At 71.2% G+C, this 15,102-nt stretch carries 16 protein-coding genes; 6 read left to right on the top strand and 10 right to left on the bottom strand.

Annotated features, from left to right (window positions below; all coding sequences use genetic code 11):
* Positions 1-95: 95 nt before the first annotated feature.
* The 3 genes from ABME01_RS06375 to ABME01_RS06365 are packed head-to-tail and all read right to left on the bottom strand — an operon-like array spanning position 96 to position 2,247.
* Positions 96-848, bottom strand: coding sequence for a glycerophosphodiester phosphodiesterase family protein (locus ABME01_RS06375; protein WP_353827540.1), 753 nt, complete (start codon positions 846-848; stop codon positions 96-98).
* 5 nt (positions 849-853) lie between these two features.
* On the bottom strand, positions 854-1,759 hold the full coding sequence (locus tag ABME01_RS06370; RefSeq protein ID WP_436407414.1) for an SPFH domain-containing protein: 906 nt from the start codon (positions 1,757-1,759) through the stop codon (positions 854-856).
* Between the two features lie 14 nt (positions 1,760-1,773).
* Entirely contained in the window at positions 1,774-2,247 is a 474-nt protein-coding gene (locus ABME01_RS06365; RefSeq protein ID WP_353827538.1) for an NfeD family protein, read from the bottom strand.
* Positions 2,248-2,375: 128 nt separating this feature from the next.
* Here ABME01_RS06365 and ABME01_RS06360 point away from each other — a divergent pair, with 128 nt between their 5' ends.
* Positions 2,376-3,143: an SDR family oxidoreductase gene (locus ABME01_RS06360; RefSeq protein ID WP_353827537.1), complete on the top strand. Its 768-nt coding sequence runs from the start codon at positions 2,376-2,378 to the stop codon at positions 3,141-3,143.
* Positions 3,144-3,221: 78 nt separating this feature from the next.
* Here the strand turns inward: ABME01_RS06360 and ABME01_RS06355 are convergent, their stop codons facing one another.
* The 3 genes from ABME01_RS06355 to ABME01_RS06345 form a co-directional block, all read right to left on the bottom strand.
* Positions 3,222-3,830: an HdeD family acid-resistance protein gene (locus ABME01_RS06355; RefSeq protein WP_353827536.1), complete on the bottom strand. Its 609-nt coding sequence runs from the start codon at positions 3,828-3,830 to the stop codon at positions 3,222-3,224.
* 86 nt (positions 3,831-3,916) lie between these two features.
* On the bottom strand, positions 3,917-5,008 hold the full coding sequence (locus ABME01_RS06350; RefSeq protein WP_353827535.1) for a 1-acyl-sn-glycerol-3-phosphate acyltransferase: 1,092 nt from the start codon (positions 5,006-5,008) through the stop codon (positions 3,917-3,919).
* Positions 5,008-5,850 (bottom strand): patatin-like phospholipase family protein, encoded by an 843-nt coding sequence (locus ABME01_RS06345; protein WP_353827534.1) that lies wholly within the window; start codon positions 5,848-5,850, stop codon positions 5,008-5,010. Before ABME01_RS06345 ends, ABME01_RS06350 begins: the two co-directional genes overlap by 1 nt.
* Positions 5,851-5,950: 100 nt before the next feature.
* On the opposite strand from ABME01_RS06345, the gene ABME01_RS06340 reads away from it, so the two are divergent.
* From ABME01_RS06340 to ABME01_RS06320, 5 genes are all read left to right on the top strand, one after another.
* A complete protein-coding gene (locus ABME01_RS06340) occupies positions 5,951-6,385 on the top strand; it encodes a helix-turn-helix transcriptional regulator (protein WP_353827533.1) in 435 nt (144 codons plus the stop codon).
* A gap of 10 nt (positions 6,386-6,395) precedes the next feature.
* Positions 6,396-6,806 carry a VOC family protein gene (locus tag ABME01_RS06335; protein ID WP_353827532.1) on the top strand — a complete coding sequence of 137 codons (411 nt, stop codon included), beginning with the start codon at positions 6,396-6,398 and terminating at the stop codon, positions 6,804-6,806.
* Between the two features lie 68 nt (positions 6,807-6,874).
* Positions 6,875-9,253, top strand: a complete 2,379-nt coding sequence (locus ABME01_RS06330) for an ATP-binding cassette domain-containing protein (RefSeq protein WP_353827531.1) — start codon at positions 6,875-6,877, stop codon at positions 9,251-9,253.
* A 181-nt stretch (positions 9,254-9,434) separates the two neighbouring features.
* Positions 9,435-9,875: an iron chaperone gene (locus ABME01_RS06325; protein ID WP_353827530.1), complete on the top strand. Its 441-nt coding sequence runs from the start codon at positions 9,435-9,437 to the stop codon at positions 9,873-9,875.
* Between the two features lie 64 nt (positions 9,876-9,939).
* Positions 9,940-11,805, top strand: a complete 1,866-nt coding sequence (locus ABME01_RS06320; protein WP_353827529.1) for a glycoside hydrolase family 15 protein — start codon at positions 9,940-9,942, stop codon at positions 11,803-11,805.
* A gap of 333 nt (positions 11,806-12,138) precedes the next feature.
* Here ABME01_RS06320 and ABME01_RS06315 read toward each other — a convergent pair whose 3' ends face one another.
* From ABME01_RS06315 to dhaK, 4 genes are all read right to left on the bottom strand, one after another.
* Positions 12,139-12,396: a hypothetical protein gene (locus ABME01_RS06315; protein WP_353827528.1), complete on the bottom strand. Its 258-nt coding sequence runs from the start codon at positions 12,394-12,396 to the stop codon at positions 12,139-12,141.
* Between the two features lie 143 nt (positions 12,397-12,539).
* The gene (dhaM, locus tag ABME01_RS06310; RefSeq protein WP_353827527.1) at positions 12,540-13,238 is read right to left on the bottom strand and encodes a dihydroxyacetone kinase phosphoryl donor subunit DhaM; all 699 of its coding nucleotides are present in this window, start codon (positions 13,236-13,238) and stop codon (positions 12,540-12,542) included.
* 1 nt (position 13,239) lies between these two features.
* A complete protein-coding gene (dhaL, locus tag ABME01_RS06305; protein WP_353827526.1) occupies positions 13,240-13,887 on the bottom strand; it encodes a dihydroxyacetone kinase subunit DhaL in 648 nt (215 codons plus the stop codon).
* 10 nt (positions 13,888-13,897) lie between these two features.
* Positions 13,898-14,899 carry a dihydroxyacetone kinase subunit DhaK gene (gene dhaK / locus ABME01_RS06300; protein WP_353827525.1) on the bottom strand — a complete coding sequence of 334 codons (1,002 nt, stop codon included), beginning with the start codon at positions 14,897-14,899 and terminating at the stop codon, positions 13,898-13,900.
* Between the last annotated feature and the right edge of the window lie 203 nt (positions 14,900-15,102).

Here is a 15,102-nt window from a genome sequence, read left to right as displayed (position 1 = left end):
ATCGTCAATCAGGTATAAACGATCAAGCTGTGCAGGAGCTTCCCGTGGGCTGGGGTTTTGCCGGGGAACTCCCAGCCTCGGCGGGCGTCGTGAGCTCAGTCGCCGGCCGCGATGCCCAGCGCGAGGTCGGCGCGATCGGTGACCAGCCCGTCGACCCCCATCGAGAGCAGGCGACGCATCTCGTCGGGGTCGTTGACCGTCCAGACGTGCACCTCGACGCCGGCGGCGTGCGCCGTGTCGAGGAGCGCACGTGAGAGCAGGCGCACGGCACCGACCCGCTCCGGGATCTGCAGGGCGTGGGCACCGGCCACCGCCCTCCGCAGGAGCGCCGGGCTCCGCGTCACGGCGGCGGCCGCCGCCCGGATCACCGAAGTCCGGCCTGCGGAGGTCGCGACATCCGGCAGCGCGTCGGTCAGCACATGGCGGCGCCGGTCGCTGAAGGCCGTCAGGAGCACGCGATCGAGAGCACCCGCGCGTTCCACCGCGGCGACCGTCGCCGTCACCGCGTCGTCGGACTTGACGTCGACGTTCAGGCGCGCGTCGGGGAATGCGTGCAGCAGTTCGTCGAGGGTCGCGAAGCCGTGCCCGCCGCCCAGGTCCATTCGCCGGAGCTCGGCCAGGGGCAGGTCCGAGACGGCGTCGGGGCGGCCCGCGACCCGGTCGAGCGACACGTCGTGGGCCAGCACGGCCGCGCCGTCGGCGCTGCGTCGGACGTCGGTCTCGAGATACCGCGCGCCGGCGCGGACGGCGGCCTCGAACGCCGCGAGCGTGTTCTCGGGCACCTCGAGGGCGAGCCCTCGATGGGCCAGGACGCGCGGCCTGCCCGGGGCGAACCAGTCGAGGGCCACGCGCGTCAGCGGGAGCCGGCTCGCGGGTCCGAGGAGGCGCCGCCTGCCGGCGGCGTGAACGCCTGCCCGATGCCCTTGAGCGCCTCGGTGAGCTCGCTCGGCACGATCCAGAGCTTGTTCGACGCGCCCTCGGCGAGCTGCGGGAGCATCTGCAGGTACTGGTAGCCGAGCAGCTTCGGGTCGGGGTCGCCCTTGTGGATCGCGTCGAAGACCGTGAGGATCGCCTCGGCCTCGCCCTGGGCGCGCAGCACCGCCGCCTTCGCGTCGCCCTCGGCCTGCAGGATCGCGGCCTGCCGCTTGCCCTCGGCCTCGAGGATCGCGGACTGCTTGGTGCCCTCCGCGGTCAGGATCGCGGCGCGACGATCGCGCTCGGCGCGCATCTGCTTCTCCATCGAGTCCTGGATGGACAGTGGCGGGTCGATGGCCTTGAGCTCGACCCGGGAGACCCGGATGCCCCACTTGCCGGTGGCCTCGTCGAGGACGATCCGCAGCTGGCCGTTGATGTTGTCGCGGCTGGTCAGCGCCTCCTCGAGGTTCAGTCCGCCGACCACGTTGCGGAGGGTCGTGGTCGTGAGCTGCTCGACGGCGCCGAGGTAGTTGTTGATCTCGTAGGTCGCGGCGCGGGCGTCGGTGACCTGGAAGTAGACGACGGTGTCGATCGAGACGACGAGGTTGTCCTCCGTGATCACCGGCTGCGGCGGGAACGAGACGACCTGCTCGCGCATGTCGACCAGGGGGAGCAGCCGGTCGATGAACGGCACCAGGAGGTTGAGTCCGGGCGTGAGCGTCTTGTGGTACCGCCCGAGCCGCTCGACCACGCCGGCGTAGGCCTGCGGGATGATCCGGATCGACCGTGCGATCACCACGATCGCGAAGATCGCGATCGCCAGGACGACGATCAGGGTGATGATGGGTCCGACGTCGTTCACGCCTGCGTGCTCCTCTCCATCGGGACGACGACCGCCGTCGCCCCGTCGATCCCGGTCACCACGATGTGCTCGCCCACCGCGACGTCCGGTTGCTCGGTCGCGGGGGCGAGCCGAGCCGTCCACACGTCGCCGTTGCGCAACCGGACCTGCCCGCCGGCGGGTCCCACGGTGCGGACCACGGTGCCCGCTGCGCCGATCAACGCGTCGACGTTGGAGCGGGCCGGGTCGGCACCGCGCTGCAGCATTCGCAGCAGCGGCGGCCGCAGGGTGAGGATGAGCGCGACCGCGACCAGGGCGGCGATGATGAACTGCGCCCACCACGGAATGCCGGTCAGGCCCGAGAGGAGCCCCGCCACACTGCCGAGGGCGAGCATGAGGAACGTCATCTCCAGGGTGAACACCTCGATGGTGGCGAACACGAGGATCAGGACGAGCCACGCGATCCACGCGTACTGGGTCAGGACATCCACTTCGTCTCCTTCGGGACCGGGCACCCGCCAGTCAACCTAGCAGCGGGAGGGCGGCCGGTGGGGGAGTTGGTAGTCTCGGTGCGGCGCGCCCCGCGCGCGCGCAGAGTCCCCACCTGAGGAGCCCCATCGTGACCAACCCGCTCGCCCCCGGATCGCTCGACGGCCGCGTCGCCCTCGTCACGGGCTCGTCCCGCGGCATCGGCGCCGACACCGCCCGCTACCTCGCGGAGGCCGGCGCGTCGGTCGTCATCAACTACCGCAGCAAGGCACCGCGCGCCGAGAAGATCGTCGGCGAGATCACCGGGGCAGGCGGCCGGGCGATCGCGGTGGGCGCCGACCTCACCGACTCCGACTCGGTCCGCGCCATGTTCGAGCGTGCGACCGCCGAGTTCGGGCCCGTCGACGTGCTCGTGCTGAACGCCTCCGGCGGCATGGAGACCGGGATGGGAGAGGACTACGCCATGCGCCTCAACCGCGATGCGCAGGTCAACGTCGTCGACAACGCGCTCCCGCACCTGGCCGACGGCGCGCGCATCGTCTTCGTCACCAGCCACCAGGCGCACTTCATCCGCACGACGCCCACGATGCCCGAGTACGAGCCCGTGGCGCTCTCCAAGCGCGCCGGCGAGGATGCGCTCCGCGAGAAGCTGCCCGAGTTCCAGGAGCGCGGCGTCGAGTTCGTCGTCGTCTCCGGCGACATGATCGAGGGCACGATCACGGCCACGCTGCTCGAGCGCGCGAACCCGGGTGCGATCGCCGCCCGCAAGGAGGACGCCGGTCGCCTCTACAACGTCTCGGAGTTCGCGGCCGAGGTCGCGTCGGCGGCGCTGGACCCGATCCCCGCCGATCACACCCGGTACGTCGGCGACACCTCCGGCTTCTCGCGCGAGGGCTGAGTCCACTCGCGATCCGCACCGACACGAGGGCGGCACCGGTCCATCGGACCGGTGCCGCCCTCGTCGCGTCCGACGAGGTCACGAGGAGAGCTCGATGCCCCTTCCGAAGGTGAACGCGCGGATGATCTGGAAGATCCCGAGGACCATCAGCGCGATGCCCGCGACGATGAACAGCACCGCGGCGCCCCAGAGGGGCGAGAAGAGCAGGATGATGCCCGCGACCAGGCTGAGGATGCCGAAGAAGATGCTCCAGCCCCGCGAGCCCGAGCTGCCCGACTGGGCGAGGGCGACGACGCCCTCGATGATCCACAGGATGCCGATGAGCACTCCCAGGAAGATCCCGATCACGACCGCGCTCTCGGTCGGGTTCGAGAACATGATCACGGCGCCGATGATGAACAGGACGCCGAGGATGATGTCGAGCGCCCTGGCGCCGCCGGAGATCCCCCGTGAGAACAGCCCGAGGCCCACGTACGCGAGTCCGGCGATGAGGAAGTAGATCGCCAGGAGGATCGTGAGGACGACGGCCGACCGCTCCGGCCAGAAGGTGATGAACACGCCGATGATCAGCGAGACCACGCCGCCGACGCCGAGCGCGATGCGGATCGCGTTCACGGTCGATTTCGTCAACTCGTTCGCGTCGAACGCGAACGCTCCGAACATGCTGGGGGACTGCGGAGAGGACATTCCGACTCCTTCCGGCGCGACCCGGGTGCCGCGCTCGGGTTCAGGCTATTCCCAGCGAGGCGCGCGCCGGGGGAGCCCTTGGTCCCTCAGTCGGCGTGTCGCGGGTCGGGCCCGTCGCCGGCCGTGACGGCCGGGCCCGCTCCCGCCGGGTCCTCGTCCGGCCGACGGTCCTCGATCCAGTCGTCGATGCGCTGCCACTCGTCCATGAGCCAATCGGTGCGCTCGTCGTGATCCTCCGGGATCTCGGCGCGGGGGATGTTCCAGAACTGCATCGTGATCGTCTTGTCCGTCGGCAGTTCCCGCCAGACGTCCGCGATCGACCGGATGCGGTCGAGACCCGTGTGCGCCACGAGGAAGACGTCCGCGTCGTCCGCGGCGTCGAGCGCCGCGAAGAAGCCGCCCGGCCGCGGCGCCATGACGTTCATGAGCTGCTCCGCCCGATCGGCGGCGGCGCCGAGGCCCGCGGCGCGGAGGCGGTCGATCGCCCGCGCGCGTCGTTCCGGCGTGAAGTTGCCGCCCTCGGGGAAGATCACGAGGGCGTCGCGCTCGCCCATGTCCGCGGCGAGTTCCCGGACGCGCTGCTGGACGCCCCTGTCGCCCGGACGCCGTGCGGCGCCGACCGGCGGCGGGGCGATGAATCGGTTCGGCAGGCGGTTCAGCACGACGTCGATCGCCGGATCCCATTGCAGGGAGTCCTTGAGCACGATGCGCGGCGAGCGGTCGAACCAGTGCAGCACCGCGTGGATCAGGATGAACGAGTCGCCGGGGCCGGCGTGCCGGCTGGCGATGATCCGGGGCGCGTCGTCGTCGTGGAACCCCGCCGGCACGCGCACGTCGATCTCGAGGCGCAGCGCCCAGTGCGCGTTCCAGAACAGCCAGGCGAGCATGCGGGCCACGAACCGGTAGTGCATCCGCTGGAAGCCGGGGGAGTGGAGGCGCCAGCCGAACCCGGAGGCGATCCAGAGCGCGAACAGCACGACGAGCGCGGTCGCGTCCCACAGCAGGTAGATGTAGGCCATCCAGAACAGTCGCGGGGCGCGCAGTCGCGGCCGCACGGCGAGCGAGAGGATCGAGGCGACGAGCAGCCACAGCGGCAGCAGGGCCGTCAGGGCCAGCGCGGCGATCACGACCAGTGGCGCGAGGATCGCCCGGCGCACCCATTTCGGCGGCAGGCGCATCAGCCCGCTCCCCGTCCGGTCCCGTCGGCGACGCCGGGCTCGTCGTCGAGGTAGGCCGAGGCCGCGGCATGCGCGGCCTCCATCCGCCGGCGGATCGCGGCCGGGGTGAGGTTGCGCGAGATTCGGTTCGACCGGGCGGACGGGGTGCCGGTGGGCAGGACGTGCAGGCGGGTCCCGTCGGCGAGGCGCGCGCGGTCGCGCGCGAACCGGTGCCGCCGCGAGATCTCGAAGGCGACGCGCGCGTTGTCGATCTGCGTGCGCGGCGGGGCGAGCGGATGCTCGACCCGGCCGACCTGCATGACGTAGATCTCGGTGGCGCCGGCGTCATCCGCCTCGCCGACGGGGATCGAGTTCACGATCCCGCCGTCGACGAAGTGCTCGTCGCCGATGCGCACGGCCGGGAAGACCCCGGGCAGCGCCGACGACGCGAGCACCGCCGGCACCAGCGGCCCGGCCGTGAACCAGTGCTCGGCGGCGCGCTCGACGCTCGCCGCGCAGCAGCGGAACTCGACCGAGAGGTCCTCGAACCGATGCGCGCCCTCGAGGCCGCCCTCGAGCAGGCGGCGGAGCGGGTCGGTCGACATCACGTGCGCGCGCCCCGGGCGCAGTCCCATCCCCGAGGTCAGGACCCGCGCGTCGCGCGAACTCCAGGCCGCCTCCAGACGCTCGAGCGCCCGGTCGAGGTCGGCGGCGATGATCGCGCCGTTGATCGCGCCGATCGAGGTTCCGACGACCAGGTCGGGCCGGATGCCGCGTTCGAGCACGGCGCGCAGCATGCCGACCTGCACGGCTCCGAGCACGCCGCCTCCGCCGAGGACGAACGCGACCTTCCCGGTGCCCATGGCGTCATTGTCGCACCGCGTGCGCCCGCGTCGCGTGACGTCGGGCCCGCGCGCATGGCGACGCTGGACTTCGACCGGCCCGCGTGGCAGCATCGCGCACGTGACCACCGCACACGCCGATCTGCGCGACCTCGCGGCGCTGCGGCGGGTGCGCGACCGCATCGACCGGGACCACGCCCAGCCGCTCGACGTCGAGGCGCTCGCTCGCGGAGCGAACATGTCCTCGGGGCACCTGAGCCGCCGGTTCCGGGAGGCGTTCGGCGAATCCCCCTACTCCTACCTGATGACGCGCCGCATCGAGCGCGCGATGGCGCTCCTGCGCCGGGGCGACCTCACCGTGACCGAGGTGTGCATCGCGGTCGGCGGCTCGTCGCTCGGCACGTTCAGCACGCGGTTCAGCGAGCTCGTCGGGGTTCCGCCGAGCGTCTACCGCGAGCGGTACGCCGGCGCCACCCTCGGGATGCTCCCGTGCGTGGCGAAGCAGGTCACCAGACCGGTCAGGAATCGAGAAGCGGGGGTCGGTGAGCGCGGCTAGCGTGGCAGCCATGACGATCACGATCCACTCGAGCTTCCTGCCGCACCTCGACGCGGAGGCCTCGCTCGCCTTCTATCGCGACGTGCTCGGCTTCGCGGTGCGCAACGACGTCGGCTACGAGGGGATGCGCTGGATCACGGTGGGCCCGGCCGACCAGCCCGACACGGCCATCGTCCTGCACCCGCCGGGCGTCGGGCCGGGGATGAGCGACGACGATCGCCGCGCCATCCTCGAGATCATCGCGAAGGGCAGCTACTTCGGCGTGAACCTCGCGGCCACGGACCTCGACGAGACGTTCGCGCGCCTGGAGGCCGCGGGTGCCGAGGTGGTCCAGGAACCGGTCGACCAGCCGTACGGGCTCCGGGACTGCGCGTTCCGCGATCCGGCGGGGAACCTGATCCGGATCCAGCAGGCGGCCTGACGGGCGGGCCGGATGCCGCTGCCGCGCACCCTCGTGACGACCCCGCGACCCGAACCGATGGAGAGACGATGACGACCACCTCGAACCGCGGCGCATCGGAGCCGGTCCGGGCCGACGCGCACGATCGCATCCGGGTGCGCGGGGCTCGCGAGAACAACCTGAAGGACGTCTCGGTCGAGCTCCCGAAGCGTCGGCTGACGGTGTTCACCGGGGTCTCCGGGTCCGGCAAGAGCTCGCTCGTGTTCGACACGATCGCCGCCGAATCGCGCCGGCTCATCGACGAGACGTACAGCGCCTTCGTGCAGGGCTTCATGCCCTCGGTGCCGCGCCCGGACGTCGACGTCCTGGAGGGGCTCACGACCGCGATCATCGTCGACCAGGAGCGACTCGGTGCGAACCCCCGTTCGACGGTCGGCACGGTCACCGACGCCAACGCCATGCTGCGCATCCTGTTCAGCCGGTTCGGCGAACCGCACATCGGCGGGCCCACCGCGTTCTCGTTCAACATCCCGACGCAGAAGGCCAGCGGGGTCATGACCTCGGCGACCGGCGACAAGACGATCGTCCGCGACGTCGTGTACCTCGGCGGCATGTGCCCGCGCTGCGAGGGGCGCGGGTCGGTGTCGGACCTCGACCTCTCGCAGGTGATCGACGAGAGCCGGTCGTTGCGCGAGGGAGCGATCATGGTGCCCGGCTACACGGCGGACGGCTGGATGGTGCGCGGCTTCGCCGAGTCGGGCTTCTACGACCCCGACAAGCCGATCGCGCAGTTCACGGAGAAGGAACGGCACGCCCTGCTCTACAGCGAGCAGCGCAAGGTCCGAGTCCAGAACATCAACATGACGTACGAGGGACTGATCCCGAAGATCACGAAGTCGATGCTCTCGAAGGACCTCGAGGCGCTCCAACCGCACGTACGGGCGTTCGTCGAACGCGTCGCGACGTTCGCCCGCTGCCCGGAGTGCGACGGCACCCGCCTCACCGACGCGGCCCGCTCGTCGAGCATCGACGGCGTGAGCATCGCCGATGCGTGCCGGATGCAGGTGACCGACCTCGCCGAGTGGGTGCGCACGCTCGATCGACCCGATGCCGGTCCGCTGCTCGAGGCGCTGGGTGCGAACCTCGACGCCTTCGTCACGCTCGGGCTCGGGTACCTGAGCCTCGAGCGCCCGTCGGGCACGCTGTCCGGCGGGGAGGCGCAGCGCATCAAGATGCTGCGGCACCTCGGGTCGTCGCTGACGGATGTCACCTACGTGTTCGACGAACCGACGATCGGCCTGCACCCGCACGACATCGAGCGCATGAACGCGCTCCTGCTCCGACTGCGCGACAAGGGCAACACCGTGCTCGTGGTCGAGCACAAGCCCGAGACCATCACGATCGCCGACCACGTCGTCGACCTCGGGCCGGGCGCCGGGCGGGAGGGCGGCGAGATCGGCTTCGAGGGCACGGTCGAGCAACTGAAGGCGAGCACCACGGTCACCGGTCGGCACCTCGACGATCGCGCTTCGGTCAAGCCCTCGGTGCGCGTCCCATCGGGCGCCATCGAGGTGCGCGGCGCCCGGGAGCACAACCTCAGGGGCGTCGACGTCGACATCCCGCTGGGGGTCCTCACGGTCGTGACGGGGGTCGCCGGATCGGGGAAGAGCTCGCTCATCCATGGATCCGTCTCGCCCCGCGACGGCGTCGTCGCCATCGACCAGGGCGCCATCAAGGGGTCCCGTCGCAGCAGCCCGGCGACCTACACGGGGCTGCTCGACCCGATCCGCAAGGCGTTCGCGAAGGCGAACGGCGTGAAGCCCGCGTTCTTCAGCGCGAACTCCGAGGGCGCGTGCCCGACGTGCAAGGGCGCCGGCGTGATCGTCACCGAGCTCGGGTTCATGGACACGATCGAGACGCCGTGCGAGGACTGCGGCGGGAAGCGATTCCAATCCGGGGTGCTGCAGTACACGCTCGGCGGGCTGGACATCACCGAGGTGCTCGACCTGCCCGTCGCGAAGGCGCGCGAGTTCTTCTCGACGGGGGAGGCGAAGATCCCGGCCGCGGCGAAGATCCTCGGCCGGCTCGAGGACGTCGGGCTCGGCTACCTCAGCCTCGGGCAGCCGCTGTCGACGCTGTCGGGCGGCGAGCGGCAGCGGGTCAAGCTCGCCATCGCGATGGGGGAGACGGGCGAGGTCTACGTGCTCGACGAGCCCACCACGGGCCTGCACCTCGCCGACGTCGACAACCTGCTGCGGCTCCTCGACCGCCTGGTCGACTCGGGGAGGACGGTGATCGTCATCGAGCACCACCAGGCGGTCATGGCGCACGCGGACTGGATCATCGACCTCGGACCGGGGGCCGGTCACGATGGCGGGCGGATCGTCTTCGAGGGCACGCCCGCGGACCTCGTCGCACACCGCCCGACGCTGACCGGGGAGCATCTCGCCGACTACGTCGGCGCGTGATACCCCCTCCCCGTATAGAGAGGATCAACCATGTGCCTGCACTCGGCGTACGAGGCCGGGGGAGTGGTGTACTCCCGCGACCTGGCCCCGTCGTCCAGAACGCCCAGGGCGACGCGTACCGCGGTCTCGGTCGCGGATACCGCCACGGAGACCGGAACGAGACGAGATGAAGGGATCGGCGATGGCTGAGAAGACGGCCCGCACGCGCGAGGAGGACGGCGAGGGCTTCACGGCCGAGGAGCGCGCTGCGATGAAGGATCGGGCCAAGGAGGTCCGACGCGGCAGGAAGAAGGACGGCACCGCCGACCTCCTGGAGAAGGTCGCCGAGATGGAGGGCACCGAGCGCGAGATGGCCGAGCGGCTGCACGCGCTGATCACCGAGGCTGCTCCGGAGCTCGAACCCAAGACCTGGTACGGGATGCCGGCGTACGCGAAGGATGGGAAGGTGCTCTGCTTCTTCCAGCCGGCCGCGAAGTTCAACGCGCGGTACTCCACGTTCGGGTTCAACGACGTCGCAGCCCTGGACGATGGGGAGATATGGCCCACGTCGTTCGCGATCACGGAGCTCACCGCATCGGCAGAGGAGCGGATCGTGGCGCTCGTCCGGCGCGCCGTCGGCTGACCGGGGGCAGACTGGTGCACGGCGCCGGGAAGCCCCGGCGCCGCACGAGGGGAGCGGTGCGAGCATGAGCGACCTGCCCATCGGCGGCCATGCGCTGCTCTCGGACCGGCGTTCCGCCGCCATCGTCACGAACGACGGCTGCGTCGCCTGGTTCTGCGCGCCCCGCTTCGACAGTCCGTCGGTGTTCGCCACGCTGCTCGACGACGACGCCGGGCACTGGTGGATCCGTTCGGCCGAGCCGATGTCGGTGGAGCGCGAGTACGTCGCGGAGACGATGGTGCTCCGCAGCACGTATGGCACCGAGGGCGGGACCTTCGAGATCGTCGAGGCTCTGGACGTCGGCCCGTCGCGCGATCCGCACGCACTCGGAGAGGCGGCTCCGCACAGCCTGATCCGCATCGCGCGATGCGTGTCCGGTGCCGTCGAGCTCGAGATGGAGTTCCGACCGCGTCCGGGGTACGGGACGGTGGTCCCGCACGTGGAGCGCGTGGTCGGCGGCGCGCGGGCGCGCGGCGGCGACGCCGTGATGACGCTCTCGACGAGGGTCGGGCTCGATGACGGCGACGGTCTCGTCCGCGCGCGGTTCCGACTCGAGGCCGGGCAGTCGGAGGCGATGGCCGTTCGGTTCACCACCACGGCCGAGCCCGAACCGCGAGTGCTCGAGGAGGACGAGATCGAGGCGGCGCTGGAGGCGACCGCGGAGGGCTGGCGCGCCTGGTCGAGGCTGCACCAGCATTACCGGGGACCGTGGATGGAGCTCGTGCACCACTCGGGCCGGGTGCTGCAGGCCCTGAGCTATCAGCCGACCGGGGCGATCATCGCCGCCGCGACGACCTCGTTGCCCGAGGTCGTCGGCGGGGAGCGCAACTGGGACTACCGGTACGCCTGGGTGCGCGACGCGAGTTTCACGCTTCGCGCGCTGTGGGTGGCCGCCTGCCCCGACGAGGCGAACCAGTTCTTCGAGTACGTGACGATGGCCGGGGGAGCCGCGCTGCCGTCGAGCCACCTGCAGATCGTCTTCGGCGTCGAGGGCGAGCGCGAGCTCACCGAACGCGACCTGCCGCACTGGTCCGGATGGCGGGGGAGCGCCCCGGTGCGGATCGGGAACGGAGCCTGGGATCAGGCGCAGCTCGACGTGTACGGCGAACTGCTCGATGCGGCCAGGCTGCTCGAGCGCACGCTCGCGCCGTTCGATCCCGAGTTGCGGCGATTCCTCGTCGACCTCGCCGAGACGGCGGCCGACCGGTGGCAGCGCCCGGACCACGGCATCTGGGAGATCCGGGGTGAACCGCGCCACTACCTGTTCTCCAAGCTGATGTGCTGGGTGGCCCTCGAGCGGGCGATCGCGATGGCCGAGTCGCTGGAGGCGACCGACCGGGTCGACGGATGGCGCCGCACCGCCGAGGAGATCAGGGCGGCGATCCTGACCGACGGCTGGAACGAGCGGCTCGGGGCGTTCACGCAGTCGTTCGGCTCCGACGACCTCGACGCCTCGGCGCTCATGCTCCCGCTCGTCGGCTTCCTCCCGGCGGACGACGCGCGCGTGCGCTCGACCGTGGACGCCGTCCGGGCGGGGCTCGTCGACGACCACGGTCTCGTGCGCCGCTACGACAGCGGTCGCTCGGTCGATCGCCTCGACGGGCACGAGGGCAGTTTCCTACTGTGCACGTTCTGGCTCGCCAGGGTGCTGGCCGAGGGCGATCGCCTCGACGAGGCCCGGGAGGTGTTCGAGCGCGCGATCGCCTTCGTGAACGACGTCGGCCTGCTCGCGGAGGAGGTCGATCCGAGCACCGGCGAGCTGCTCGGCAACTTCCCGCAGGCGTTCAGCCACGTCGGACTCGTGAACGCCGCCTGGTCCATCGCACAGGCCGAGGAACGCGCCTACGGGGCGGCCACGCACGGCCCGGGCGTGGCGGAGTCGCCCGGCTGATCCCGGTGACATCGCGTCGGATCCCGCATCCGAGAGTGTCGCCGATAATGTACATTATGTCCGTTCAGTCGTGGGAGCGACGATCGCGGACTCCCCTCGCGGGTGGCCGATCGCCCGCGCCTGGTCAAACCGACGAGCCGGCGACGCAGCGCTCATCGTGGCTGCGGCCGCACGATCGGCGGCCGGACCTCGGCGACGGACGGCGCCGCTGCGGCGCGCCACCACGCCGCTCCGACATCGTGAAGCGACTTCACGATGAATACGCACCGACCTGCTGCGCGACGAACTCGTCTCCGCGCGGGATGACGACGCCCGCGCCGACCGCGGTGCGCCTCAGGCGTCCTCGTGGCGCCTCAGCTTCTCCCTGCGCGCCTCACTCGCCGGCATCCCGAACTCGTTCAACGGCCCGCTCGCGGCAGGCTCGGGAAGACGGTCCTCCGTCGGGCATTCGAGGAGCACGTTCGGCGTCGACTCGTCGATCGTGTGCTCGAACATCGGGTGCCCGCAGAGCGGACACGGCTTCTCCCCCGAATGACTGCGGTCGTCGGGTTCTTCTGGGGCCATCCTCGGCGACTCGAACGCCGGCGTCATCACCCGGTCCACACGATCGAAGAATCGCGTGAAGGCGTTTCGAGCGTCGGGGCCCGCTTCTTCGCGTGCCATGGCGCCGATGGTACTCCTCGGGAGCGCTCGAACGCGAGCATCCCTCGGCGCTCGCGGATCGCCGTGCCGTCTCAGTGCTCGCCGAAGCCGGATTCGGCGAGCGACGCCAGAGCCTCGACCGCGCGATCGCCGTCGGGATCGTCGGACGTGATCTCGATCCGGTCCCCCTTGACCAGGCCGAGCGCCATGATCGCGAGCAGGCTCTTCGCATCGATCCCGTTCACCTCGACGCGCTGCGGGAACGTGCTCGCGAGCTTGACGAACTCCGCGGCGGGCCGCGCGTGGAGTCCGTCGGCGTTCACGAGCGTGACGGTCCGGCTGATGGTGGACGCGGTCGGCCCGGCGGCGCGAGGGGCGGGCTCCGAAGCGCCCGCCCCTCCCCCGCCGGCCGACTCCGCCGCCCGGAGCACGTGGTCGAGGTCGTCCCCGGACTCGGCGGCGACGGATGCCGCCACCGCACCCTCCACGAGCGGCGCGTCCGCGATCAGCACGCGTGCGCGCTGGTCGTCGTCGAGGAAGTCCAGCGCCGTCTCCGTGGTCAGGATCGCCGAGCCCAGGTCGCACAGCACCACGGCCCCCGACCCGGCGTCGGCCGCGGTGACGGCGGCCGTCACCCGGTCGAAGCTCGTTCCGATCCGTCCGTCGTCGGTTCCGCCCGCCGGTTCGATGCGAACGTGCTCGGCCATCTGGCCGGCCAGTTCGACGACGCCCCGAGCGATGAGTTCCGAATGCGAGACGACGACGATGCCGACCCGAGGGTCCGACCCCATGTCAGGCACTGGTCCCGTTCGTCGCCGCAGCTGCCGCCGCCTCGAGCAGGTACGCGGTGGACTGCGCACCAGGGTCGCGGTGCCCCGCCGAGCGTTCGCCGAGGTAGCTGGCCCGGCCCTTCCGGGCCACGAGGGGCTCGGTCGCCACCGCGCCCTCGGCCGCGGCATCGGCCGCAGCGCGCAGCGTCTCAGCGGCGCTCGCGCCGCCGTCCGCAGCGGTGCGAGCGGCGTCGACTGCGGGCGTCCAGGCGTCGACCATGGTCTTGTCGCCCGACTCGGCCTTGCCGCGCGCGACGATGCCGTCGCGCGCGGCCTCGAGCATGGTGGCGACGCCGGCCGCATCGATCGACGACTCGCCTCCGATCGCCATCGACCCCTTGAGGAACGCCGTCCCGTAGAGCGGACCCGCCGCGCCGCCGACCGTGGAGATGAGCGTCGTCGCGACGGTCTTCAGCACGTCGGCCGGCGTGGATCCGGCCGGGAGGTCGTCCAGCTTCGGCAGGACCGCCTGGAATCCGCGGTCCATGTTCTCGCCGTGGTCGCCGTCGCCGATCTCCCGGTCCAGCGTGATCAGCTCGACCCGGTGCTCGGACAGCGTCTCCGCTCCCCGCCTGACCCAGTCCACCGCCCAGGTGATGTCCAGACCCACCGCGGCCGCCCTACCGGCCCCACCGCAGCGCTGCGGTGTGCACCGGCGCGTCCCAGAGCTCGACCATCTCGTCGTCGAGCTTCAGGAGCGTGATCGAGAAGCCCTGCATCTCGAGCGAGGTGATGTAGTTGCCCACGAGCGACCGCTCGACCGTGATGCCCTGCTCGGCCAGCACCTCGGCCGCCCGCCGGTACGCGATGTAGAGCTCGATCTGCGGCGTGCCGCCCATGCCGTTCACGAAGAGCAGGACGCGGTCCCCGCCGGAGTAGGGCAGGTCCTCGATGATCGGCGTGATCAGGCGGTCGACGATCGCGTCGGCCGGCTCCATCTTGATGCGCTCGCGCCCGGGCTCGCCGTGGATCCCGATGCCGATCTCGATCTCGTCGTCGGCGAGCGTGAAGCTCGGCTCGCCGGCATGCGGGACGGTGCAGGGCGTCAGGGCCATCCCCATCGAGCGCGCGTTCGCGTTGACGCGTTCGGCGATCTCGGCGACCTGGTCGAGCGAGTCGCCCCGCTCCGCCGCCGCACCCGCGATCTTCTCGACGAGCACGGTGCCGCCGACGCCGCGGCGTCCGGCCGTGTAGAGCGAGTCCTTCACCGCGACGTCGTCGTTGGTGACCACCGCGCGCACCTCGATGCCGTCCGCCGCGGCGAGGTCGGCCGCCGTCTCGAAGTTCAGGACGTCGCCCGTGTAGTTCTTGACGATGTGCAGCACCCCCTTGCCGCCGTCCACGGCCTTCGTGGCCGCCAGGATCGGGTCCGGCGTCGGCGAGGTGAAGACCGCACCGGGCACCGCGGCGTCGAGCATGCCGTGGCCCACGTAGCCCGCATGCAGCGGCTCGTGGCCGCTGCCACCTCCCGAGACGAGTCCGACCTTGCCGGACACCGGCGCGTCGGCTCGCGCGACGTGGATCGGATCGGTCTCGACCTTCACCAGGTCGGCGTGCGCGAGGCCGAACCCCGCGACGGACTCGTCCACGACGTGCTTGGGATCGTTGATGATCTTCTTCACGAACTGGTCCCTTCCCCTTGGCCGCGCGCGTCGGGCAAGTCGGCGTCGACATCGACACGGCACTCCGCGGCCACGCTACTCCGGGCCGTGGCGATGATGAAAGGGCTCTCCGCCTTTTGCCGTGTGCCCTTCCGTGCGTCTCCACCGCGCGAGTAGGGTGGGCCGCAGATCCGCCCTTGGGCGCGGCCCTCGGGCAGTGGCGA

The sequence above is a fragment of the Agromyces litoreus genome, from assembly GCF_040496015.1.
GTDB lineage: Bacteria > Actinomycetota > Actinomycetes > Actinomycetales > Microbacteriaceae > Agromyces > Agromyces litoreus.
This window is presented reverse-complemented; position numbering and strand designations above follow the sequence as displayed.

Excerpts from the sequence above, each read along its gene's own strand:
- ABME01_RS06355 (WP_353827536.1), bottom strand. The coding sequence starts at position 3,830 with ATGTCCTCTCCGCAGTCCCCCAGCATGTTCGGAGCGTTCGCGTTCGAC.
- ABME01_RS06350 (WP_353827535.1), bottom strand. The coding sequence starts at position 5,008 with ATGCGCCTGCCGCCGAAATGGGTGCGCCGGGCGATCCTCGCGCCACTG.
- ABME01_RS06345 (WP_353827534.1), bottom strand. The coding sequence starts at position 5,850 with ATGGGCACCGGGAAGGTCGCGTTCGTCCTCGGCGGAGGCGGCGTGCTC.
- ABME01_RS06335 (WP_353827532.1), top strand. The coding sequence starts at position 6,396 with ATGACGATCACGATCCACTCGAGCTTCCTGCCGCACCTCGACGCGGAG.
- ABME01_RS06330 (WP_353827531.1), top strand. The coding sequence starts at position 6,875 with ATGACGACCACCTCGAACCGCGGCGCATCGGAGCCGGTCCGGGCCGAC.
- ABME01_RS06325 (WP_353827530.1), top strand. The coding sequence starts at position 9,435 with ATGGCTGAGAAGACGGCCCGCACGCGCGAGGAGGACGGCGAGGGCTTC.
- ABME01_RS06320 (WP_353827529.1), top strand. The coding sequence starts at position 9,940 with ATGAGCGACCTGCCCATCGGCGGCCATGCGCTGCTCTCGGACCGGCGT.
- ABME01_RS06315 (WP_353827528.1), bottom strand. The coding sequence starts at position 12,396 with ATGACGCCGGCGTTCGAGTCGCCGAGGATGGCCCCAGAAGAACCCGAC.
- dhaM (WP_353827527.1), bottom strand. The coding sequence starts at position 13,238 with ATGGGGTCGGACCCTCGGGTCGGCATCGTCGTCGTCTCGCATTCGGAA.